General features: G+C 55.5%; 19 protein-coding genes. 14 read left to right on the forward strand and 5 right to left on the reverse strand.

Translation table 11 applies throughout. The features are described from left to right. Nucleotide 1: 1 nt before the first annotated feature. Nucleotides 2–247 (reverse strand): cold-shock protein, encoded by a 246-nt coding sequence (locus tag ACFPDR_RS15320; protein WP_003801483.1) that lies wholly within the window; start codon nt 245–247, stop codon nt 2–4. Nucleotides 248–413: 166 nt separating this feature from the next. Between ACFPDR_RS15320 and clpS the strand changes: the two genes are divergently transcribed. From clpS to ACFPDR_RS15375, 11 genes are all read left to right on the forward strand, one after another. Continuing rightward, entirely contained in the window at nt 414–737 is a 324-nt protein-coding gene (gene clpS, locus ACFPDR_RS15325; protein ID WP_026482895.1) for an ATP-dependent Clp protease adapter ClpS, read from the forward strand. A gap of 93 nt (nt 738–830) precedes the next feature. Then, the gene (clpA, locus tag ACFPDR_RS15330) at nt 831–3,152 is read left to right on the forward strand and encodes an ATP-dependent Clp protease ATP-binding subunit ClpA (RefSeq protein ID WP_035268183.1); all 2,322 of its coding nucleotides are present in this window, start codon (nt 831–833) and stop codon (nt 3,150–3,152) included. A gap of 93 nt (nt 3,153–3,245) precedes the next feature. Beyond that, a complete protein-coding gene (locus ACFPDR_RS15335) occupies nt 3,246–4,445 on the forward strand; it encodes a paraquat-inducible protein A (RefSeq protein WP_115635107.1) in 1,200 nt (399 codons plus the stop codon). 10 nt (nt 4,446–4,455) lie between these two features. After that, nucleotides 4,456–6,108: an intermembrane transport protein PqiB gene (locus ACFPDR_RS15340; RefSeq protein WP_115635109.1), complete on the forward strand. Its 1,653-nt coding sequence runs from the start codon at nt 4,456–4,458 to the stop codon at nt 6,106–6,108. Next, nucleotides 6,105–6,719 (forward strand): PqiC family protein, encoded by a 615-nt coding sequence (locus ACFPDR_RS15345; RefSeq protein WP_088452572.1) that lies wholly within the window; start codon nt 6,105–6,107, stop codon nt 6,717–6,719. Before ACFPDR_RS15340 ends, ACFPDR_RS15345 begins: the two co-directional genes overlap by 4 nt. Before the next feature lie 111 nt (nt 6,720–6,830). Then, complete coding sequence (gene putA, locus ACFPDR_RS15350) at nt 6,831–10,604, forward strand: trifunctional transcriptional regulator/proline dehydrogenase/L-glutamate gamma-semialdehyde dehydrogenase (RefSeq protein ID WP_302356430.1); 3,774 nt, start codon at nt 6,831–6,833, stop codon at nt 10,602–10,604. Between the two features lie 129 nt (nt 10,605–10,733). Further along, nucleotides 10,734–11,891 (forward strand): branched-chain amino acid ABC transporter substrate-binding protein, encoded by a 1,158-nt coding sequence (locus ACFPDR_RS15355; RefSeq protein WP_009455707.1) that lies wholly within the window; start codon nt 10,734–10,736, stop codon nt 11,889–11,891. Nucleotides 11,892–12,019: 128 nt separating this feature from the next. Beyond that, entirely contained in the window at nt 12,020–12,952 is a 933-nt protein-coding gene (locus tag ACFPDR_RS15360) for a branched-chain amino acid ABC transporter permease (protein ID WP_021446749.1), read from the forward strand. Then, on the forward strand, nt 12,949–14,055 hold the full coding sequence (locus tag ACFPDR_RS15365; RefSeq protein ID WP_021446748.1) for an ABC transporter permease subunit: 1,107 nt from the start codon (nt 12,949–12,951) through the stop codon (nt 14,053–14,055). The genes ACFPDR_RS15360 and ACFPDR_RS15365 overlap by 4 nt, the downstream gene beginning before the upstream one ends. Further along, entirely contained in the window at nt 14,052–14,888 is an 837-nt protein-coding gene (locus ACFPDR_RS15370; protein WP_009455710.1) for an ABC transporter ATP-binding protein, read from the forward strand. Before ACFPDR_RS15365 ends, ACFPDR_RS15370 begins: the two co-directional genes overlap by 4 nt. Continuing rightward, nucleotides 14,885–15,622 (forward strand): ABC transporter ATP-binding protein, encoded by a 738-nt coding sequence (locus ACFPDR_RS15375; protein WP_021446747.1) that lies wholly within the window; start codon nt 14,885–14,887, stop codon nt 15,620–15,622. The genes ACFPDR_RS15370 and ACFPDR_RS15375 overlap by 4 nt, the downstream gene beginning before the upstream one ends. 261 nt (nt 15,623–15,883) lie before the next feature. Here ACFPDR_RS15375 and ACFPDR_RS15380 read toward each other — a convergent pair whose 3' ends face one another. Continuing rightward, nucleotides 15,884–18,604, reverse strand: a complete 2,721-nt coding sequence (locus tag ACFPDR_RS15380; protein ID WP_376911394.1) for an AAA family ATPase — start codon at nt 18,602–18,604, stop codon at nt 15,884–15,886. Nucleotides 18,605–19,108: 504 nt separating this feature from the next. Between ACFPDR_RS15380 and ACFPDR_RS15385 the strand changes: the two genes are divergently transcribed. The 3 genes from ACFPDR_RS15385 (at nt 19,109) to ACFPDR_RS15395 (ending at nt 20,486) form a co-directional block, all read left to right on the forward strand. Beyond that, entirely contained in the window at nt 19,109–19,426 is a 318-nt protein-coding gene (locus ACFPDR_RS15385) for an SDR family NAD(P)-dependent oxidoreductase (protein ID WP_376911396.1), read from the forward strand. 305 nt (nt 19,427–19,731) lie between these two features. Further along, nucleotides 19,732–19,809, forward strand: a complete 78-nt coding sequence (locus tag ACFPDR_RS15390; protein WP_376911541.1) for a hypothetical protein — start codon at nt 19,732–19,734, stop codon at nt 19,807–19,809. A gap of 32 nt (nt 19,810–19,841) precedes the next feature. Next, nucleotides 19,842–20,486 carry a DJ-1/PfpI family protein gene (locus tag ACFPDR_RS15395; protein WP_376911397.1) on the forward strand — a complete coding sequence of 215 codons (645 nt, stop codon included), beginning with the start codon at nt 19,842–19,844 and terminating at the stop codon, nt 20,484–20,486. A gap of 119 nt (nt 20,487–20,605) precedes the next feature. Here the strand turns inward: ACFPDR_RS15395 and rlmF are convergent, their stop codons facing one another. The 3 genes from rlmF to coaBC form a co-directional block, all read right to left on the reverse strand. Beyond that, nucleotides 20,606–21,601: a 23S rRNA (adenine(1618)-N(6))-methyltransferase RlmF gene (gene rlmF / locus ACFPDR_RS15400; protein WP_376911398.1), complete on the reverse strand. Its 996-nt coding sequence runs from the start codon at nt 21,599–21,601 to the stop codon at nt 20,606–20,608. A 134-nt stretch (nt 21,602–21,735) separates the two neighbouring features. Then, nucleotides 21,736–22,197, reverse strand: coding sequence for a dUTP diphosphatase (dut, locus tag ACFPDR_RS15405; protein ID WP_376911399.1), 462 nt, complete (start codon nt 22,195–22,197; stop codon nt 21,736–21,738). Between the two features lie 73 nt (nt 22,198–22,270). Next, nucleotides 22,271–23,455, reverse strand: a complete 1,185-nt coding sequence (coaBC, locus tag ACFPDR_RS15410; protein WP_376911401.1) for a bifunctional phosphopantothenoylcysteine decarboxylase/phosphopantothenate--cysteine ligase CoaBC — start codon at nt 23,453–23,455, stop codon at nt 22,271–22,273. Nucleotides 23,456–23,462: the final 7 nt, after the last annotated feature.

Genomic DNA, 23,462 nt, shown 5'->3' on the forward strand with positions numbered 1-23,462 from the left:
CTTAAGGCGAAGTAATATTAAGTGCCTGCTTGCCTTTGGGGCCTTGGGCGACTTCATACAGAACTTTCTGGCCTTCTTTCAAAGTCTTGAACCCGTTCATCTGAATGGATGAAAAATGAGCGAAGAGATCTTCGCCGCCGTTATCGGGTGTAATAAACCCAAAGCCTTTGGCATCATTGAACCACTTAACGGTCCCGGATAGTTTTTGATTGTCTCCAGTGCCTGCGGTGGTGGTAGTTTCCGACATGCTTGCTGCCTCTCAACTTAGTGTATGGTTGATACTTTTTTCGGCCCCTCCCTGGGCCTGTGATCGCGGCACCTCACTTTTTTATTGTGAAGTTGACACGATCAGTCGGATGATGCTGAATTTTGTTCCCCCCAGTCAACCTATGGAAAGCACCTAGTTCTGTATTATGGCCATTGAGATCGATAAGCAAGGCGCCACAACGGTAGAGCGCCAATCCGCGCGGCTTGCCCCACCACCCATGTATCAGGTCATCTTGCTCAATGATGACTACACACCCATGGAGTTCGTGGTGAATATACTGGAGCGGGTATTTGCCAAGACCCCGGAGCAGGCCGAACAGCTTATGCTTAAAGTACATTACGAGGGTCGGGCGGTCTGTGGTGTGTATCCACGCGACATTGCCGCCACCAAGGTGGAAATTGTGCGACAACTGGCGCAGTCGCGACAGCACCCTTTGCAGTGTGTGATGGAGCCGGTGCCTGATGCTTGACCATTTAATGGTTTACCGTATTGTTCAGATCAGGCAAATTAGTCATAGAATAGCTTTAACCCCTAGTTTTACTCTTGCCGTGTAGGAGGAAGCATGATCTCCGAAGAACTTGAAGTCAGTCTACACATGGCCTTTGTCGAGGCTCGTGCCGCGCGCCATGAATTCATCACGGTAGAGCATCTGCTGTTGTCCCTGCTCGATAACGCCTCCACGCTGGAAGTGTTGAAAGCATGTGCTGCCGATATTGATGCACTGCGCCAGAATCTGCGTAAATTCATTAATGAAAATACGCCCACTTTTCCTGGTGAAGGCGAGGTCGATACCCAACCCACGCTGGGCTTTCAGCGTGTGATACAGCGTGCCATCATGCACGTATCGTCCAGCAACTCCGGTAAAAATGTGGTTTCCGGTGCCAATGTGCTGGTGGCGATGTACGGGGAAAAAGACTCGCATGCGGTGTATTACCTGCAGCAACAAGGTGTCTCGCGTCTGGATGTTGTCAATTTCCTCTCGCACGGTATCACCAAGGCCAATCCGGAACCTGCTGCCCCCGAGCCACCCAAGGCCGCCGCTGCTGCGGAAGCCGACACGCGCTCGGACGCCCAGAAGTCCCCTCTGGATCTGTACGCTACAGACCTGAATACCGAAGCCAGCCTGGGTCGCATTGATCCCTTGATTGGCCGTGAAAAGGAAGTGGAGCGTGTCATCCAGGTGCTGTGCCGCCGCCGCAAGAACAACCCCTTGCTGGTCGGGGAGGCTGGCGTGGGTAAAACCGCGATTGCCGAAGGCTTGGCGCTGCGCATTCAGCGTGGTGACGTCCCGGATATTCTTAGCGAAGCGCGTGTTTACGCGCTGGATATGGGTGCCTTGCTGGCCGGTACCAAGTATCGGGGCGACTTCGAACAACGTCTGAAGGCGGTGCTCAAGCAGCTCAAGGAAACGGCACAGTCCATTTTGTTTATTGACGAAATTCACACACTGATCGGAGCCGGCTCGGCTTCGGGCGGTACGCTGGATGCGTCCAACCTGCTCAAACCTGCGCTGTCCTCCGGTCAGCTCAAGTGTCTGGGTGCGACCACCTACTCGGAATACCGCGGAATTTTCGAAAAAGACCACGCCTTGTCGCGTCGCTTTCAGAAAATCGATGTGGCAGAGCCGACGGTGGAGCAAACCATCCAGATTCTGCGTGGTTTGAAGTCCAATTTTGAAGAGCACCACGGTGTACGTTACTCGGCGGCGGCCCTGACGGCGGCAGCGGAGTTGTCCGCCCGTTATATCAACGACCGCTTTTTGCCGGACAAGGCCATCGACGTGATCGACGAGGCTGGTGCAGCGCAGCGCTTGCTGCCACGTTCCAAACAGAAAAAGGTTATCGGCAAGGCCGACATCCAGGCAACGGTTTCGCGTATTGCACGCATTCCGCCCCAGACGGTCTCCAGCGATGATCGCAACAAGCTGGCAACCCTGGCCCGCGATCTGAAATCGGTGGTGTTTGGTCAGGATGTAGCCATTGACGCCTTGGCAGCTGCCATCAAGATGGCGCGCTCTGGCCTGGGTCTGCCTGACAAGCCTATTGGTTCCTTCCTGTTCTCCGGTCCGACCGGCGTGGGTAAAACCGAAGTGGCGCGTCAGTTGGCCTTTGTGCTGGGCGTAGAGCTGCTGCGCTTTGACATGTCCGAATACATGGAGCGTCACACCGTGTCGCGCCTGATCGGTGCTCCTCCTGGTTACGTCGGTTTCGATCAGGGTGGTTTGCTGACCGAAGCCGTTACCAAACAGCCGCACTGCGTGCTGCTGCTGGACGAAATCGAGAAAGCGCACCCGGACGTCTACAACATCCTGCTGCAGGTGATGGATCACGGCACGCTGACGGATAACAACGGTCGCAAGGCTGACTTCCGCAACGTTATCCTGATCATGACCACGAACGCAGGAGCCGAAGCGCTGAACAAGACCAGCATTGGCTTTACCCAGCCCCAGCGCTCGGGTGATGAAATGCAGGATATCAAGCGTCACTTCTCGCCAGAGTTCCGTAACCGCCTGGATGCGATCATTGGCTTCAAGCCTTTGTCGCGCGACATTATCCTGCGCGTGGTGGACAAGTTCCTGATGCAGCTGGAAAACCAGCTGCACGAGAAACGCGTCGAAGTGTCCTTCTCGGACGCCTTGCGCGAACATCTGGCTGCCAAGGGCTTCGACCCAGCCATGGGTGCCCGCCCCATGCACAGGCTTATTCAGGACACCATTCGCCGTGCCCTGGCCGACGAGCTGCTGTTTGGTCGTCTGGTCGATGGTGGTCAGGTCGAGGTGGATCTGGACGAGAACGGCGAGGTGGTACTGGAATATCCTTCTTCAGGACCTGATGAGCCCGGTAGCAAGGCCTCTTCGCGTCCCGAGCCGGAATTAGTCGACTAAGCCGTGAGGGCATCGCGCCCCTTAATCGTCTGTACGCACTGTGACACCGTACACGAGCGAGTCCCCGTTCAAGGAGCGGGGCTCGCTCGTTGTGTGCGTTGCGATACTGAACTTTACCGCCACAGCCGCTTTTCACCACGTGAATGGCAAGCGCTGGTCTTGGCGGTTTTTATCCTTTTTCTGATTGCCAATCTGTTTCCCGTCGTCTATCTGAGCATGGCGGGTAAAACAGTGTCGCCCACGTTTCCCAAAGCCCTGTTGCTGATCTGGCAGCAGGGGTATTGGGGCTTGTCCGTCATGGCGGGGTTGGTGGGATTCTGGCTGCCGCTGTTTCAACTGATTTTCCAGTTCTGGGCCTTGGGCCTGATTGCCCGAGAGAAACCCTTGCCGGGCGATTTCGGTATTGGGCTGCGGGCCTTGAGCCATCTGGAGCATTGGTCCATGACGGCTGTGCTGTTCCTGGGCTTGATTGTGGCCATGGTGAAATTTGCCGGGATCGGGCATTTGACGATTGCGCCAGGTCTGTACGCCTTTTTTGCTCTGACCTTCCTGCTGACCGGCTTGAGCCGTATTACGGCGGGGCGCTTGTGGCGCTGGGCAGAGGATCGTGATCTGGTGCCGGTTTCGACCCGGCAGGTCTTGAAAGAGTATCCAACCTGGAGTGCCTGTACCCACTGTGGCTTCGTGCAGTCCAGTCAGAAACCGGACTGTGATCGTTGTGGTGCAACTGTGCATAAACGCAAGCCCAATAGCCGCACACGAGTGGCCGCTCTGGTGTTGACGGCCTGCGTGTTCTATATTCCCGCCAATGTCCTGCCTGTCATGGAGCTGCGCAGCATTTTAGGCAGTAGCGCGCATACGATTCTGGGTGGGGTCATTGAACTCTGGCAACTGGGTTCCTGGGACTTGGCATTGATTGTGTTCATTGCCAGTATTGTGGTCCCCATCACCAAACTTCTGGCTTTGATGATTCTTTTGTTGGGGCGTCGTTGGCGTGGCAATGCTGTACAGCGTCAACGCAATCGCATTTACGACATGGTCGAGCTGATTGGGCAATGGTCCATGCTGGACGTATTCGTGGTGGTCCTGATGGCAGCACTGGCCAACTTCCCCGGCTTGTCGCAGATTATTCCTGGAGCGGGGGCCTTGAGCTTTGGCATGGTGGTGGTTTTGACCATGCTGGCCGCGCTTAGCTACGACCCTCGCCAAGGCTGGGATCAGGATACCCACGAAGAACCAATAATAGAACCGCAAACTACGCCGTCTCCGCCTGCCTCACAGGCGACTTCCTGAAGGAAACAAGGTGCACGATCCTACAACTAATCAGCCTGACGGTCAGACCGAGCCCGCGCAGCCTAGACTGATTCCTGCCAAGCGATCCCGATTCTCCTGGATCTGGATTTTGCCCATAGCCGCCGCCGTGGTGGGGGCGTCTTTGGTGCTGCGAAACTGGATGTTGACCGGACCGCGTATCACGATCAGCTTTGATTCAGCCGAGGGCTTGGCTGTGGACCAAACCAAGCTACGTTATCGCGAAGTGGATGTGGGTACGATTTCGGACATTCAGGTGTCTCCGGATCGAAAAGGGGTTTTGGTTACGGCGCAGCTCGAGCGTGATGGCTCCGAGTTCATTACTCAAAAAGACACGCGGTTCTGGGTGGTGCGCCCGCGTTTGGGTTTAAGTGGGGTATCCGGTCTGGGCACCTTGTTGTCGGGTGTTTATATCGGTGTGGACGCGCCTTTTGAAGTGAATAAAAAAGGTGAGCAGCTGGACTTTGTGGGCCTGGAAAGTCCGCCGGAAGTAACCAGTGGCCGTGCTGGTAAGCGTTACGTGTTGACTGCGCCCGAATTGGGCTCGCTGGATCTGGGTTCGCCCTTGTACTACAAGGGCATACAGGTTGGGCAAGTCAGCAGTTATGAGCTGAACGAAGAAGGTAATGGCGTGCGTGTGCAGGTGTTTGTCGATGCTCCTAACGACAAATTCGTGACGCAGGGCTCGCGCTTCTGGAACGTCAGCGGCGTCAATATGTCGCTGGATTCCACCGGATTTAATGTGCGTACGCATTCCTTGGTCTCTGCCTTGGCAGGAGGTCTGGCCTTTGATCAGATGGAAGGCGAGCCTACGGATGTTGCTCAGGCCGATTCGCAATACGAACTGTTCCCCACACAAGAGCGCGCGATGGCTGAGCCGGATGGTCCCGCGGTTGAATTGCGCTTCCATTTCCATCAATCCGTGCGTGGCCTGGTGCCAGGCTCCAAGGTGGAGTTCCGGGGCCTGGAGCTGGGGCAGGTCTACGATGTGGATCTGGAGTTTGATTTTGAGCGCAAGCGCTTCTTTGCCCTGGTGAAGGCACGTATCTACCCGCAGCGTTTTGGTCGCCTGTACGAGCGGGTGGTGGAGGCTAGACCGGACGAGAAAGATCCAATGAGCGCCTTGTTCAAACCGATGGTTGAGCGTGGTCTGCGTGGTCAATTGCGTCCTGCCAGCCTGATTACGGGCCAGCAGTACATTGCTTTGGAATTCTTCGACAAGGCCCCTGAAGCCGAGTTCGACGAGACCGCCAAACCTTTGGTGGTGCCTGTGATCGCCGGGGATTTTGATCGTTTGCAGGAGCAGGTCAGCGATATCGTTACCAAGATTGCTGCTATCCCGTTCGATCAGATCGGCAAGAATCTGCAAAGCGGGCTGACGGAGCTGGGTCAGGTGCTCAAGCAATTGGACAAGACGACGGTGCCTCAACTGAATGGTGCGCTCAAGTCCATGGATGCCGCTGTTCAGAAACTGGGTGCCATGCTGGATTCGGATTCTTCCTTCAATACCTCTGTGGATCAAACCCTGAGCGAACTGAAACGCTCCTTGCGATCCCTGCGTGATTTAAGCGATACCTTGCAAAGCCAGCCCTCGGCGGTCCTGCGAGGTCGTTCCCCTGACGTGCTGCCGGAGCCTGCGCCATGATGTCTCGTTTTCTGATTCCCGTGGCGTTCGCCGGTTTGCTGACGGCTTGCACTTCGACCACGCCCACTTACTACACCTTGCAAGCGTCCAATGCCGCTCCGGCGGCTGCGGCTCCTTCCACGCAAGTGTGGAAGGGCTTTCAGCTGCGACGCATGGATGTGCCTGCTCAATTGGATCGCCGCTCCTTTGTACTGACGCAGACTGCGGGCGGGCAGGTCAACCTGCTCAACGATAGCCAGTGGGCCTCACCTTTACCTGATGAAATGTCCCTGGCTTTGGCGTCTGGTTTGCAGGATCGCCTGGGCGTTCCCCAGTTGGCCAGCGCCGCTCCGAAAACACCGCTGTGGCAGATCGATGTGCTGGTACAGCGCTTCGAATCTGTCTATGGCGAACGCGCTACCCTGGAGTTGAGCTGGACACTGACGCCAGTTGGCTTTGAGGGGGAGGCCCAGCAATGCCGCTGGCTGGACTCCGAGCCTGCGTCCTCTGTGCCAGAACTGGTGCAGGCGCATCGCCAATTGCAGCAGCGCTGGGCGGATGCACTGGCCGCACAAATGCAAGGTAAACCTGTCCCGGTTAACCTGAGCAAAGCCATGCTCTGCGTTAGTTAACCTTGTTGGTTAACTTTTTTCTGTGCGGGTTAACCTGAATACGAATTTGGGTTAACCGTCAGTATTATTTCGGCTTATCGCAGTCAACAAAGCGTAACCGGGATAAGAAGCATGGCGAGCACAACCTTAGGGATTAAAGTCGATATAGAACTGCGCGAGCGCCTGCGGCGTGCGGCGGATCAGTTGCAGTGCACCCCGCATTGGCTGCATAAGCAGGCCTTGCTGTCCTATATCGAAGGAATCGAGCGCGGTGTGTTGCCCAGCGAATTGGCGCTGCTAAGCGGGGGAGATTCCGAAGCCGCCGAAGAAGGTGTACTCATGCCTTCCATCCCGTTTTACGGCTTTGCGCAGGATGTGCAACCGCAAAGTGTGTTGCGCGCTGCCATTACCGCCGCCTACCGCCGTCCAGAAACCGACTGTCTGCCCTTGCTGTTAAGTGCAGCGCGTTCTTCTCAAAGTGCGCGTGCCCAGGAGTTGGCCGCTCGTCTGGTTAAAGCCTTGCGCGCCAAGCGCCGTGGTGGCGGCGTAGAAGGCTTGATCCAGGAATTCTCCTTGTCCAGCCAGGAAGGCGTTGCCCTGATGTGTCTGGCCGAAGCCTTGTTGCGTATCCCTGACCGCGCGACACGCGATGCCTTGATTCGCGACAAAATCAGCCACGGCGACTGGCGTGCACACATGGGTGAGTCCCCCTCGCTATTTGTGAATGCCGCCACCTGGGGCCTGATGCTGACGGGGCGCCTGGTCAGTGTAAATAGTGAAAAGAATTTGTCCTCCGCCTTGACCCGCATGATCGGCAAGGGCGGCGAGCCCTTGATCCGCAAAGGCGTGGACGTTGCCATGCGCATGATGGGCGAACAGTTCGTGACTGGCCAAACCATTGCCTCGGCACTGGCCAATAGCCGCAAGTTTGAAGAGCAGGGCTTCCGTTATTCCTACGACATGTTAGGCGAGGCCGCGACGACAGCGGAAGACGCGCAACGTTACTACCAGGCTTACGAGCAGGCCATCCACGCGATTGGTCGTGCCAGCCAGGGGCGTGGGATTTACGAAGGCCCCGGCATTTCCATCAAGCTGTCCGCGCTGCACCCACGCTACAGCCGTTCCCAGCGTGATCGCGTCATGCGGGAGTTGTTCCCGCGCTTGTTGTCCTTGGCACAATTAGCGCATCACTACGATGTGGGCCTGAATATTGACGCCGAAGAAGCAGACCGCCTGGAAGTGTCCCTGGATCTGCTGGACAAGCTGTGCTTTGATCCGTCTTTGGCAGGTTGGAACGGCATTGGTTTTGTGGTGCAGGCCTATCAAAAGCGCGCGCCTTTTGTCATTGATTATCTGATTGATCTGGCCCGTCGCAGCGGTCACCGCTTGATGCTGCGCCTGGTGAAAGGCGCGTACTGGGATTCGGAAATCAAACGTGCTCAGGTTGATGGTCTGGAAGACTATCCCGTCTACACGCGCAAAGTACACACGGACGTGTCTTACCTGGCTTGCGCTCGCAAGCTTTTGCAGGCCCCAGAAGCCGTCTACCCGCAGTTTGCGACACACAATGCGCAAACCCTGGCTGCTATTTATGTGATGGCTGGCCAGAACTACTACACCGGCCAATATGAGTTCCAGTGCCTGCACGGCATGGGCGAGGACCTGTACGACGAGGTAGTCGGCCCGATCAAGGACGGCAAGCTGAACCGTCCTTGCCGTATCTATGCACCCGTTGGTTCTCACGAAACCTTGCTGGCGTATCTGGTGCGTCGTCTCCTGGAAAACGGTGCCAACACCTCTTTCGTGAATCAAATTGGCGATGCCGATGTGAACATGGAGCAGCTGATTGCCGACCCCGTGGCTCAGGCCCTGAGCCTGCAACCCTTGGGTCGACCACATGACAAGATTCCGTTGCCGCGCCAGTTGTACTGGGAGGCGGAGCAGCGCTTGAACTCGGCTGGCCTGGATTTAAGCAACGAGCACCGCCTGGGTTCTTTGGCCGCCACCTTGATGCAAACCGCTGCCTTGCCACGTCAGGCTCAGCCTATCCTGGGGCAGGGCAATCCGGTCTGGGACGAGTCCAAGGCAACGATTGTGCGTAATCCAGCCAATCATCAGGACGTAGTGGGGCAGGTCATGTTTGCCACTGCACAGGATGTGGAGCAGGCTTTGGACGCCGCCAGCCACTATGCACCGATCTGGCAGGCTACGCCGGTAGAAGAGCGTGCCGCTGCCCTGCAGCAAGCCGCCCAACTGCTTGAAGATAATATGCAGGACTTGATGGGCCTGCTGGTGCGTGAAGCTGGCAAGTCCTATGCGAATGCGATTGCCGAAGTGCGTGAAGCCGTGGACTTCCTGCGTTATTACGCCGGACAGGTTCTGCGCGACTTTGATAATGACGAATATCGTCCCGTCGGTGTGGTGCTGTGTATCAGCCCCTGGAACTTCCCCTTGGCTATTTTCCTGGGTCAGGTCTCGGCGGCTCTGGCTGCAGGCAACGTCGTCCTGGCCAAGCCTGCTGAACAAACCTGCCTGATTGCGGCGGCCGCCGTCGAGCTGCTGCACAAGGCAGGGATTGCTCCCGGTGCCTTGCAGCTCCTGCCTGGTGATGGCCCATCCGTGGGCGCGCCTTTGGCGGCCAGTGAGAAGGTTAATGCTGTGATGTTTACCGGCTCGACCGCCGTTGCCATGGGCTTGAATCGTCAATTGGCTAAACGCCTGACGGCAGACGGTCAGGCCGTCCCGCTGATTGCAGAAACTGGTGGCTTGAATGCCATGGTGGTCGACAGCTCGGCCTTGCCTGAGCAGGTGGTGTTTGATGTGCTGAATTCTGCTTTCGACTCGGCCGGTCAGCGTTGTTCCGCCTTGCGGCTGCTGTGCATTCAGGAAGATGTGGCCGAGCGTGTGCTGAACATGCTCAACGGTGCCATGCAGGAGCTGAGCGTGGGCAATCCCGACCTGCTCAGCACGGATGTAGGTCCGGTGATTGATGAAGAAGCCCGCTCCGGTATCGAAGAGCACATCAGCGCCATGCGCGAGGCTGGTTTCCGTATCACGCAAAGTGAACAAAGCCGCAGCCTGACAGGTACCTTTGTCTTGCCGACCATTATCGAGATCGAGCAGGTCAAGGACCTGGAACGCGAAATTTTCGGCCCCGTTCTGCACGTGATGCGTTTCAAGCGTAGCGAGCTGGATAGCCTGATCAATCAGATCAACGAACGTGGTTACGGACTGACCTTTGGCGTTCACACCCGTCTGGATGAAACCGTGGAGCGTGTCGTTTCCCGCATTCACGCCGGCAACGTCTATGTGAATCGCAATATGGTGGGCGCGGTGGTGGGTGTACAGCCTTTCGGTGGTGAGGGCTTGTCGGGTACAGGCCCCAAAGCAGGCGGCCCCTTGTACTTGCGCCGACTGCTTAGCCGTTGCCCGCAGAACCTGCCTTTGCAAGCTTGGCAGGAGCAGGGCGCGGTCTTGCCTGGTCCGACGGGCGAGTCCAATATTTATCAGTTGCACCCACGAGGTCGCGTTCTGTGCATGCCTGTCAGCGTGCACGGCTGGCAAGCTCAGCGCGAGGCCTGCGCACGCAGCGGCAATCAGGCCATCCTACTGGACCGTTTGGGTCTGGGAGGCTGGCAGGACGCGCCTGCCGAGCAAATTGCCATGTCCGATTTGGGTGAGGCAGATTATGATGCTGTTTTGTTTGAAGGCGACAGCGACGAACTCCGGCACGTACTGGGACAAGTGGCTGAACGCCGCGGACCCATTGTTGGGGTTCAAGGGCTGTTGACGCAGGAATTGGAGGGGGGCGCGACTTACCTCATCGAGCGTTTGTTGCGCGAAGTCTCGGTCAGTACCAATACAGCGGCAGCTGGGGGCAATGCCAGTTTGATGATGGTCGGTTGACATCAGATGGCACCCATTTCTATGCACACGTTTGGTCGCACATTTCACCTGGAGCGGCGGCCCTGCGTTCATTCTCACGGCACGGGCCGACATGTAGCGCGGCTATATTAAAAAACGAAGGAGAACAATATGCAGTCCATCACGAGCTTTAAATTGGCCTTGGTTTCGACCGCGGTTTTTGGTGCATTGGCAGCCAGTCCTGCTTTTGCCGCTGACAAGGTAATCAAGCTGGGTTTTTCCGCCCCCTTGACCGGCCCGCAGGCTCACTACGGTGAAGACATGCGCAATGGCCTGGTGCTGGCTCTGGAAGAGGCCAACGCCCAGAAAATTGAAATTGATGGCGCAACCGCCCGTTTTGAACTGGTGGCCAAGGATGACCAGGCTGACCCGCGTACGGCGGTTCAGGTGGCTCAGCAAATTGTGGACGACGGTGTTGATGGCGTATTGGGCCACTTCAACTCGGGCACCACGATTCCTGCTTCGCGTGTGTACAACGACGCGGGCATCCCCCAGATCGCCATGGCAACCTCGCCTGAGTACACCCAGCAAGGTTACGACAACACCTTCCGCATGATGACCAGCGACACCCAGCAAGGTGCCGCTGTGGGTCAGTTCATCGTCAAGGATCTGGCAGCCAAGAAAGTAGCCCTGATCGACGATCGTACCGCTTACGGCCAAGGTCTGACTGACCAGGTTGCCCGTGCGGTAGAAAAAGCAGGTGGTCAGATTGTGGCCCGTGAATACACCACGGACAAAGCCAATGACTTCACCTCCATTCTGACCAACATCAAGTCCAAGGCACCCGATGCCATCTTCTTTGGTGGTCTGGATGCGCAGTCCGGCCCGATGAAGCGTCAAATGCAGACGCTGGACATCAAGGCCCCGCTGGTTTCGGGCGAAATGACGCGCAGCGACACCTTCCTGCGTCTGGCCGGTGCAGCCGCTGACGGCACCTACGCCTCCCTGGCAGGTGTTCCTCTGTCCACCATGGCGGCTGGCGAGAAATTCGCCAAAGACTACCAGGCACGCTTCAAGGCGGAACCCGGTGTTTACGCTCCGTATGCCTACGACGGCGCCTGGAACATGATCACCGCCATGAAGGAAGCCGGTTCTTCCAAGGCAGAAGACTACCTGCCCAAACTGGCCGCATTGAAACGCAACGGCGCCACCAGCAGCAACATTGCCTACGACCAGAACGGCGATCTGAAAGAAATCGCCGTCACCATCTACGAAGTTAAAGATGGCAAGTGGACGATGGTTAAAACCATGGTCAGCCAGGCTAACTAAGCATCTCTGATCCTGCAGTTTGAGCCCTTCGGGGCTCATCTTTACCGTGGCCTGTGTTTGGCAGGCCCACGCTCCCTGTTCTATCGCCGTGCGCCGGGGCAGGGAGCAATGACCACGAGTCCCAATCTATGGAAATCCTGATACAACAACTAATAAATGGCCTGACCGTGGGCAGTGTCTACGCCTTGGTGGCGCTGGGCTACACCATGGTGTATGGAATTATTGGCCTGATTAATTTTGCGCATGGTGATGTAGTCATGGTTGGGGCGATGCTGGCCACGACAGTGGTGTTATCGCTGGTCGGCGCGGACCCGGCAGGCCTGTCCGCCTGGTTGATGGTGGGGCTGGCCCTTTTGGCCGCTATCCCCGTCTGCATGGGCATAGGCTGGACTGCCGAGCGTTATGCGTATCGTCCCTTGCGTCGTGCGCCTCGTCTGGCCGCCTTGATTACCGCCATTGGTGTGTCTTTTATTGTGCAGAACCTGGCCATGATGATCTGGGGGCGCAATTACCTGAGCTTCCCGCACATTATTGAACCCATGGTGTTCCAGCTGGGTGACGCGCGCATCAGCTTGCTGCAAATTCTGATTATCGGTGGTGCCGCTGCGATCATGTCTGGCCTGATGGTACTGGTGCACCGCACCCGTCTGGGCACCGCCATGCGTGCAACCGCCCAGAACCGCGAAGTAGCTGGCTTGATGGGGGTGAATATCAATACCGTGATTTCCGCCGCTTTTGTCATTGGCTCGGCCCTGGCTGCCGTCGCAGGCGTGATGATCGTGACTTACTACGGCGTTGCCCAATACACGATGGGCTTCATGCTGGGTCTCAAAGCATTTACCGCCGCCGTTCTGGGGGGCATTGGTAATTTGGGTGGTGCCATGCTGGGTGGCTTGTTGCTGGGCTTGATAGAAGCTCTGGGAGCAGGCTATATCGGCGACCTGACCAATGGGGTTTTTGGCAGTAACTATCAGGATGTGTTCTCTTTTATCGTGCTGATCTTGGTGCTGATTTTCCGTCCCTCGGGCCTGTTGGGTGAACGTGTGGGAGATCGCGCATGAGTCTGAATCAAACATTAAGTGGCGCTGGCTCCAAGCAGCGCCCCGCAACGCCCGCCAAAGTCTGGGTCGGTGCGCTGCTGATTGGTGTGGTGCTGGCTATTCTGCCCTTCGTGCTGGGTATGGCGGGGCAAAGCTGGATCCGCACCCTGAACTTTGCCTTGCTGTACGTGATGCTGGCCCTGGGCCTGAACATCGTGGTGGGTTTTGCCGGTCTGCTGGACTTGGGCTATATCGCTTTCTATGCCGTAGGGGCTTATGTCTGGGCTATGTTGGCATCGCCGCATTTTGGTCTGCACCTGCCGTTCTGGATGGTGCTGCCAGCCGGTATCGCTCTGGCTGCCGTATTCGGTGTGCTGCTAGGCTTTCCGGTCCTGCGTTTGCGGGGCGACTATCTGGCCATTGTGACCCTGGGTTTCGGTGAAATTATCCGCATCTTCATGAACAACCTGGATGCGCCGGTCAACATCACCAACGGTCCGCAAGGGATCAACCGGGTCGATACCTTCAAGATTGGCGACTTCATCTTCGGCAAGGCGGAAACTCTTTTTGGCATACGAATAACCGGGCCAGAAAAGTACTATTACCTGCTCCTGCTTATCACACTGCTGATTGTGTTCATCTGCGTGCGTCTGCAGCACTCCCGCATTGGGCGCGCCTGGGAAGCGATCCGCGAAGATGAAATCGCTGCCAAGGCCATGGGCATCAATACCCGTAATGTCAAACTGCTGGCCTTTGCCATGGGTGCAACTTTTGGTGGTGTGGCTGGGGGCTTGTTTGCTTCCATGCAAGGCTTCGTCAGCCCGGAGAGTTTCAGCCTGACCGAATCCATCTCCGTGCTGTGCATGGTGGTGCTGGGTGGCATGGGCCATATCCCCGGTGTGATCGTGGGTGCCTTGCTGCTATCTGTCTTCCCCGAACTGCTGCGCTCCGTCGTCGTACCTCTGCAGCAAAGCGTGTTTGGTGACGTGATTCTGGACCCGGATGGCATTCGTATGCTGTTGTTCGGCTTTGCCCTGGTACTGGTCATGATTTATCGCCCTGAAGGCCTGTGGCCCTCGGCAGTGCGCCGTCGTGAACGCAAAATGAAGCAGGTGCAAGCATGAGTCTGAGCATGAACCAACAAGTAAAAGACGGCGAGGTGCTGTTGCAGGCAGAAGGCTTGTCCAAACGCTTCGGCGGTTTGCAGGCCTTGTCTGAAGTCAGCTTCAGCATCCGAAAAGGCGATATCTACGGTCTGATCGGCCCGAACGGCGCGGGTAAAACCACGCTGTTCAACGTGATGACAGGCTTGTACATTCCCGAGTCGGGCCGCTGCACCTTTGCAGGTCGCAACCTGACTGATTGCAAACCCCATCAAATCGCTGAATCCGGTTTCGCGCGTACCTTCCAGAACATCCGCTTGTTCGGTAGCCTGTCTGCCCTGGAAAACGTCATGATCGGCCGCCACGTCCGCACCCGTGCAGGCGTGCTGGGGGCGGTGCTGCGTAACCGCGCTACCCGTCAGGAAGAAGAACAGATCGAGGCCCGCGCCTACGAGCTGCTGGATTACGTAGGCATTGCCCAGCACGCTAATGAGATTGCTCGGTCCTTGTCTTACGGTGACCAGCGTCGCCTGGAAATCGCCCGTGCATTGGCAACCGATCCTATGCTCTTGGCTCTGGACGAACCCGCTGCCGGTATGAACCCGTCCGAGACAGTAGTCCTGCGCCAGCTGATAGAAAAAATCCGTGGCGACGGCATTACCGTCCTGCTGATCGAACACGACATGAAGCTGGTCATGGGCCTGTGTGATCGAGTTCTGGTGCTGGAATACGGCAAAGTCCTGGCCGAAGGCAAACCCGCCGAAGTCCAACATAACCCACGCGTGATCGAAGCCTATCTGGGCGCAGGTGCAGCCAAAGAGCTGGGCATTACCGTTGAAGAGGAAAAGGCATGAGCACAGAACCGTTGATGCTGGATATTCGGGGTCTGGATGTAGCTTATGGCGGCATCCGGGCGGTACGCGGTCTGGACCTGCGAGTGGGCAAGGGCGAGCTGGTTTGCCTGATCGGTGCTAACGGCGCTGGTAAAAGCACGACGTTGAGAGCCATCACAGGTCTGGTGCCTGCGGCTGCGGGGCAGATTGAACATCAAGGCGAAAGCATCGTCGGCCTGCCGTCGCACCAACTGGTGCGCCGTGGCGTGGTCATGGTGCCGGAAGGGCGGGGGATTTTTCCGCAACTGACGATTGAAGAAAATCTGGCCATGGGGGCGTATACCCGCAAGGACCACCACGAAGTGCGCCAGGATATCGAGCGTATCTATACCTTGTTCCCGCGTCTGGCTGAGCGTAAAAAACAATCGGCAGGGACTTTGTCCGGTGGGGAACAACAGATGGTGGCAATGGGACGGGCGATGATTTCCCGGCCTTCATTGCTGCTGCTGGATGAGCCTTCAATGGGCTTGGCTCCCATTATGGTCGAACGGATTTTTGAGCTGATCCAGACGATTGCTAAAGAAGGTGTGACGATTTTGCTGATTGAGCAGAATGCGCGACTGGCTTTAGAGCTGGGAGATCGGGGATATGTGATGGAGTCGGGGCGGATTATCCTGGAAGGCCCGGCTGCGCAGTTGCTGCATGACCCGAAGGTGAGAGCGGCGTATCTGGGAGAAGAGGATTTTGCGGCGTAGGTAAGGTTCAGGTTTGGAGGAAAAGCCAATCAGCTTTGGGCTGATTGGCTTTTTTGCTTTTCGTGTTAAGCCTGATTAAATAGTGCAGATTATTAACGTATTGGTGTTTGTCTTTGGCCCATCACAGATAGCTAAACTACTAACACAAATGTGCGCTAGTTGACCGACTTGTTGAGCTCTCGCGGCTAGCGATCCCAAACTAACTAAATCGACCAGCTTTTTACAAACAACATTTGACCAATATTAGTAAGCCGTACGCAGCTACCGGCGAGTGGGATTTGCTGATTCGGCGACCGCTTGAGTAACAGCCGCTTGTGCGGCTCCAGCGAGACTAATAGGCATTGATCCAAGCCGTAACTGATTCATACTTTCAAGGTTCTCCACAATAGTGCGGACAAGATTCGGATCGTAGTCGTCTCTGTCAGCCTCTTCATGGATACCTTTGTTTAGATATGTCCATACGTTTGATTGAACCGGAACACCTATGACGTTTCCAAGCCCCTGAATGACGGCAGGTTTGTCCTGATGCACGAATGTTCTAACATCATCCAGCCGTTTTTTCAAAGCCTCGCAGAGATTTCTCAGATTTGGCTCTGCCCCGCGGCCGGCTAATGGCAGTGTTATTACACCGAGGTCGTGTTTGCCGAGCCACTTCCAGATCTTATCCGTGAGCATCTCCAGAGCCTGCCTCGAGGCAGCTAAAGCATTGCGCCAGTCACCAATGTCCAAGGCGGTACGGGCCTGCTCCAGGTAGTTGAACGTGACTTCGTTGCCTTTTACCCTAGGCCGGTGGTCCCCTATATGAGGCATCAAGTAGTAAGCAGTCCATTGACTTCTCTCTACGTGATTCTGCAGATCCTTGATAAATTCGCTACTGTGGCATGTGACAATGATTTGAGTTGCTGCGAAGCGATCACTCTGGAATATCGCCTCTCTGATGCCTTCACGGTGCTCTGTATCAATCGCGTTGATAGCGTCGTCAAAGATGATCGTCGGTGCCTGAATATGGAGTGCCTTTGCGAGAAGGATGGCAACGCCTAGACAACGAACATGCCCTTCGCTGAGGACATGCAACGCATCCACCCTAGTGCCTGGAGCAGAGCGAAATGCTAGCTCGATACGCTCGTCTTCGCTGGTAGGCAGATAAAGCGCTGCTAGCTTGTCGCCGTCATGGTCACGCCTATTGAATTCATTGTAGATATCCAGAGCAACAGTGTTGAGCCCTGCTATAAGCGTGCCAGGTAGCTCCGCTCTGAAATGTCTAAGTAGCCTCAAGAATTCGTCATAGGCCGCTTTAATGCGTCGACTGAGATCTAATTGCACAGTCTCTTGCTTAACAGCATTGATGAGCACCGCATTTTCTTGGTCAAAATTGGCAATTGCCTGTTTCGCTATACCGACGAGTCGGGCCACCTCCGCTCTACGTGTTTGGAAACCAGCTACGACTTGCGCTGCCTGAACGAGCCGAGTTCGTTCTTGTGCCAGTGCTGCGCGATCTGACAGTGCTTGGTTTGTCTGAATATCAAGTCTTTCGCACTCAACTGCGAGGTCGACGATCCCCCGAGCCAACGAAGGCGTATCGCCTTGTATAGCGTAGCTCGCTTTCCACCAGGCGGTAGAGTGGTCTACATTGGGAGTGGCAAGATATCGCACCCTCTCATCGATATGATCAGGCTGAGCGCTAACCCGCTGGCCGAAGGCTGTTAAAAGGCTTTCCAAACCTCGGGAAGCACGCTCCCATTCGCCTTGAACAGCTTTTTTCTCAGTCTGTAGGTTAGCAAGTTCTTGAAGTTGAGCCAGACCGTCACGCGCTTGCATGTATGGGTCACGTGCAACGTGAAGTTCACCACTGATCGGCGTCCCGCAAGCAGGGCAGTTGTCGGGGGACAGGGCTTGTAAACCGAGAACGGCGTTGTACAGATTTTGGAAGGAAGTCTCACCAGTCTTTGCTGTGAGCCTTTTGTCCACATCCTCGAGCCGCTCCTGTGCGCGATCCGCAACCTGATATGCCGTGATTAACGCGCTGCTGCTGACGCCATAAAGCCCTGGTGTTGGCCCATCGAGTTGCGTATTTAGATAATGCAGTCGACCTGGAGCAGCATCGCTACCGATGAGTTCAAGAAGCTGTTGATACGAGAGGTCGACAGCATAAGCCCTAGCATAAGCTTCCTCCTCCTGCTCGATTGCCTGCAATGCTTGGCGCTCGTCATTTATTGTTGCTTGGTCGCGCTGCAACGCTGCACGCTGCGTTTCCAACTGTTGCTGTTGGATTGCAACTAGGTCGAGCTGTGGATCCATCGATTCGTTGAAGTTAGTGACGAAGTCATGAAACTGCTCCATACCAAATAGGGACGCTATCAGGTCCTTCTTTTCGCCTGCGCTCTTAGCCGCTATCCGTGAAAAGTTATCTATGCGGTTTTTCTCAATGAAGCAGAAGCGATAGGCCTCTGGGTCCGTTTGTACTACTGACACCAGGCCTTCCGCTCCTCGAACAGCAAGGGTGGGAGGGACATACCTATTTTCGTGAAGGTTCGCAAAGTAGCGCTGAGGAGGTATTCGCTTAGCCGAGGCCTCGTCAACGGAACCTAACAAAGCCAGTTCTAATGCTTCGCAGAGGCTTGTTTTGCCGCTGCCGTTAGGGCCGTAGAACATGGTAATTCGTTGAGGGAAATTGAACGTTTCAGTCGTTCGGAAGCCACGGAAAGGTCCGACATTGAGACTATGTAGTGCGTTCCATGACCACTCCCCAACACTAACTGCCCCCGCAACCGCAGGCGGGGTGGGGGCTGTCAGAAGCAGAGAGTCCTTAGCCTTGGCAGCCAATAGTACCGATCGGCGGCTCATAGCGCGCGATTGTGCGGCAACAGCGTCGAAGTTCTGATTGACAAGATTCGCAAATCGCTTAGTGTCTTCGGCGGCACCGAGTGCTGGACGATGAAGCCAAGCTAGAAATTGTTGGTAATCATGCCGAGCCGAGCTCATATCGTCTATCTCCTGTAAACGAATTGTGGTTAGTGCAGACCCTAGTTAACCGTTCCGCTACTTCTGGCGAAAAATGGAAATTACCACAGTGGCTCAATAGTCAATTCCTAATAGCCGGTCTAAGCAAGAGGATGTCTGTGATTAATTTACCTATTACCAATGTTTGTTTTTGGCTGGTAGCAGACAGCATGGTAGCGTACAAAAATAAATGTGTCTCTACATCTGATAAATGAAATAGTAGAAAGGGTAATTTAGTGATTTTTTATATTTAATAGGTTATTAACTGCAGAAAAAAATTAAAAATATTTAAAGAAAATAATACAGATGATTTTAATAAACCGGTAACGCATAAATAATGTTTTATTTTCTTGTGGAGAAAGTTATGGTGGCTTGCAAGCTGGTAGGTATATGTGATGCCAATAATAGTTACGGGTTTTGAACACACTCTGGGTGAATGGAAATCTCTACCATAGCAACTACAGGGTCTAGCCGACAGTTTGCGAGGTGGTTTTAGCTGGCTTCTGTCATCCAAAAAGATATTGGGTCGAGAATGTATTCACAGACGGACGCCCCCGTTGTACAGACCTGCCAAGGAGAACAAAAAATGAATCTAGGAATACCGGGCGACATGCGTTGATCTGTGGAGCGTCGAGTAGTTTAGGTTTGGCGTGCGCTGATACTCTCGCCGCAGAAGGCGTACAAGTCACCCTTGTACCCCGCAGCAAACACAAGCTACAAGAAGCCGCTAGGCAGATTGAAGCATCTACCGGCATTGTAGTTAAATGGATTGCTGCCGATCTTTCTCAGGCAATAGACAGATAACCGCGTGCTCAGATATCGACATTCTGGTGACTAACGCAGGGGGGCCTCCGTCTATGCCTAGTTGGAAACCTCTCACTGGCAACCCGCATTGGAGCAAAATTTCCTAGCAGAGGTGGAGTTAATTCAGGTTGTGCTGCCTGGCATGGTGAACCGTCGCTTTGGTCGTATCGTCAATATCACTTCGGTTTCTCTCCGCTTCGCCTGTGCTAAACCTGGAGTTGGGGGCTGTGGCAGAGACGTTGATTGCCTCAGTACCAGCCGGGTGAGCTGGAACGCCGAGCGAATTTGGTGCTGCGTGTGCCTTCTTGTGTAGCGAGGCCGCAGGTTTTATCGTGGGTCAGAATTTATCTATTGATGGTGGTTTGGTACGAGCTACGATCTAAGTTATTAAGTTTCAACCATGAAGGGGCACACCATGAGCGGTAAGGCTGTATCGGCTACATCCACCAGCACAGCAGGGAACACAGCAAAAAAACAAATCGGCATTGTGCTGTTTGATCAGTTTGAAACTCTCGATGTATTCGGGCCTGTCGAAATGTGGGGTGGGATGCCGGATTACGAGATGGTCATGGTGTCTCAGCAGGGTGGGCTGGTTCGCTCGTCGCAGGGGATAGAGACACAGGCCGCTTATAGTTTCGAGACGGCTCCGCAGTTCGACATTCTGATGGTTCCCGGCGGTATGGGAACGCGTAGTGAAATTAATAACCCTGCCATGCTGGCTTTCATTCGGAAGCAGGACAAGGCAACGCAGTGGACGGTTTCTGTGTGTACGGGGGCGGCTTTATTGGCCAAGGCGGGTGTTCTGAAGCAGCGGCGGGCTACGTCCAACAAGCTGGCGTTTGATTTTGCGGTGGCTCAGGATGGGGATGTGCTTTGGCAAAAGCAGGCCCGCTGGGTGTTTGATGGCAAGTACGTCACATCCTCGGGGGTATCGGCGGGGACGGATATGGCTTTGGCCCTGGTCGAGAAGCTTTACAACCGTGAGCAAGCTGAAAGCATCGCGCATTGGACCGAGTATGTCTGGAACAGTGATCCGACGATTGATCCGTTTGCGCGCTAAGGCTGGTGTTCACTGGGCGTAGTTGTTGGGTGAAAGCTTTTAGGAGTCGGGGGCTTGGAGTATGTAGCTGATTGCAGCTAGTGCCATCAGCGTATCGAGCATCCCGACTTGATACGAGCCTATTTCCAGCGCTCCTTGCGCCAAGCCTCTTGTGCCGCAGCGTCCAGAAAAGTCCAGGCGACGAAGCGGCTTTGCTTTTGTCCCTGCGTCATTTCTACGGTTTTGACCTTAACCGCCTTGGCCTTCTTTAAGGCATTCAACACACCGGCTACATTCGACGCTTTGGACACCAAGGTGCTGAACCAAAGCACTTGCCCACCTACAGTTATGCTTTCTTCGATCATGCGGCGGATGAAAAGCGCCTCGCCGCCTTCGCACCAGAGTTCCGTATTCTGTCCACCAAAGTTCAGCACGGGAGCATTCTGCTTGGGCGCGGCCTTACCCAAACCACGCCATTTACGTTGACTGCCGCTTTCAGCCTCTTCCTGCGACGAATGGAAGGGCGGGTTGCACAGCGTCAGGTCAAAGTAATCGTTTGCGCCCAGCAGGCCCTTGAAAATATGCCTGGGTGATTTCTGCTGGCGCAATTTGATTGCAGCCGACAAGCCCGGGTTCGCGTGAATAATAGTTCGTGCAGAAGTCAGCGCATCGGCGTCTATGTCTGACCCTAGAAACTGCCACCCATATTCGGTATGGCCAATCAATGGGTAGATCGCATTTGCGCCTACACCAATATCCAGGACACGCACTGCCTCACCACGGGGAATGGTCCCCTTATTGCTGTTGGCCAGCAAATCGGCCAGGTAGTGCACGTAGTCGGCCCGGCCCGGAATAGGAGGGCAGAGGTAATCGGCAGGAATATCCCAATGCGCTATGCCGTAAAAGCTCTTCAGAAGAGCACGATTCAGGGTTTTGACGGCATTCGGATCGGCGAAGTTGATGCTTTGATCACCGTAGGGATTCACAAAAACGAAAGCAGCCAGCTCGGGCGTGTCTTTGATGAGGGTATCAAAGTCGTAACGGCCCTGATGGCGGTTACGCGGATGGAGTTGAGCCGCCGTTTTGTTTGAAGTGGGTAATTCAGCGTTGGAATTACCTTTTTTGGGAGAGGGCATTGAAATCCGAAATTGGCTTGGGTAAGTCTGAATCGTGGTGCTGGGACGTTTTTAAAGCAAAGCATTAGGATTAAAGAGGAGCGATGCTTACTGTACCAAGACACCCAGCATCGCATCCTTTCCTAGCTTTAGACTTAGTTCTTGCCCGTGCTACCAAAGCCACCGGTACCGCGCTTGGTCTCGGTAGAGAACTCGTTCACAAACTGCAGCGCCACTTGCACCACAGGTTGGAACATCAGCTGAGCAATACGCTCGCCGGGCTGGATCACGTAGTCCTGATCGCTGTCGTTGGCCAAAATCACGCCAATTTCGCCGTGGTAGTCGGCATCAATGACGCCAATGCCTTGTGCTACACGCAGGCCGTGCTTCAGGGACAGGCCCGAACGCGAGGCGACGATGGCGACCAGGCCAGGGTCCATCATATTGATGGCCAGGCCTGTTTTAACCAGCGTACGGCCGCCTGCAGGCAGGGTAACGGCTTCGCTCAGGCAAGCGCGCAGGTCCATGGCGGCGGAGCCGTCCGTGGCATAGCTGGGGGCTTCAATAGTGCTGCCCAACAAGTCATTGACGATGCGAGCTTCAATACGGCGGTGCATAGACGGTATCCTGAAAAAAAAGAGGCAGCGCACCTGCTTTAGCGCTGCCCGTCATCATAAAAGAGAAAAGGGATTAAAGCCGCTGGGCGATGTTTTGCACCAGCTGGCGTGCGGCCAGCAGTTTGTCCTGAGCGGGCCATTGCATATGGCCTTGCTCGTCGAACAGCACCAGCTCGGTATCGTCGGCGTTCATGGCGCGCTGGGCCAGGTTGGCGACCAGCAAGGGTACGTTCTTGCGTTGACGTTTGGCTTGGGCGTGCTCGATCAAGTTGTCTGTCTCGGCGGCAAAGCCTACACAGAAAGGACCGTTCGTCAGTGCGGCAACCTCGGCCAGAATGTCGGGGTTGGGGCTGAATTGCAGGTCCGGCGTGGCTTGTTCGGACGTCTTCTTGATCTTGATGTCGCTGGCATTGCTGACGTACCAGTCCGCTACCGCTGCAACGCTGATAAAAATATCGGCATCATCCACTTGGGACATGACAGTGGCGTGCATCTGACGGGCGGTTTCTACATTGATGCGACGCACCTGATAGGGCGTTTCCAGTGCAACGGGGCCGGAGACAAGAGTCACTTGTGCACCCGCTTCTTGAGCCGCACGGGCAATGGCATAACCCATCTTGCCGGAGGAGCGGTTGCTGATGACGCGCACTGGGTCAATCGGCTCGCTGGTCGGGCCAGCGGTGATCAGGACGCGTTTGCCTGCCAGCAGTTTGGGCTGAAAGAATGACGTCAGTTCTGCCAGCAATTGGGCAGGCTCCAGCATGCGGCCATCGCCGGTTTCACCACAGGCTTGGTCGCCACTGCCGGGGCCAAGAATGTGTACACCATCGCGGCGCAGTTGTTCGACATTGCGTTGGGTGGCCGGGTGCAGCCACATTTCCCGGTTCATGGCTGGGGCGATCAACAGGGGGCAATGGCCCCGAGCAATACACAAGGTGCTGAGCAGGTCGTCGGCCAGACCATTGGCCAGCTTGGCCATGAAGTTGGTGCTGGCGGGGGCGATCAAGATGGCGTCCGCATCCCGGCTCAGCTGGATGTGGGCCATATTGTTGGGAACACGCGCATCCCACAGGTCGGTGTAGACGGTACGGCCAGATAAGGCCTGGAAGGTGACCGGGCTGATGAAGCGCGTGGCCGATTCAGTCATGACCACATCAATCCGGGCACCCTGGTCCTGGCTGCGACGCAAGAGTTCGGCGGTTTTATAAGCAGCGATGCCGCCGGTGATGCCAAACACCAGTTTTTTATTGCTAAGCATAGGACAT

The organism is Alcaligenes sp. GCM10023179 (genome assembly GCF_042653705.1).
In the GTDB taxonomy this organism is placed as follows: domain Bacteria; phylum Pseudomonadota; class Gammaproteobacteria; order Burkholderiales; family Burkholderiaceae_B; genus Alcaligenes; species Alcaligenes phenolicus.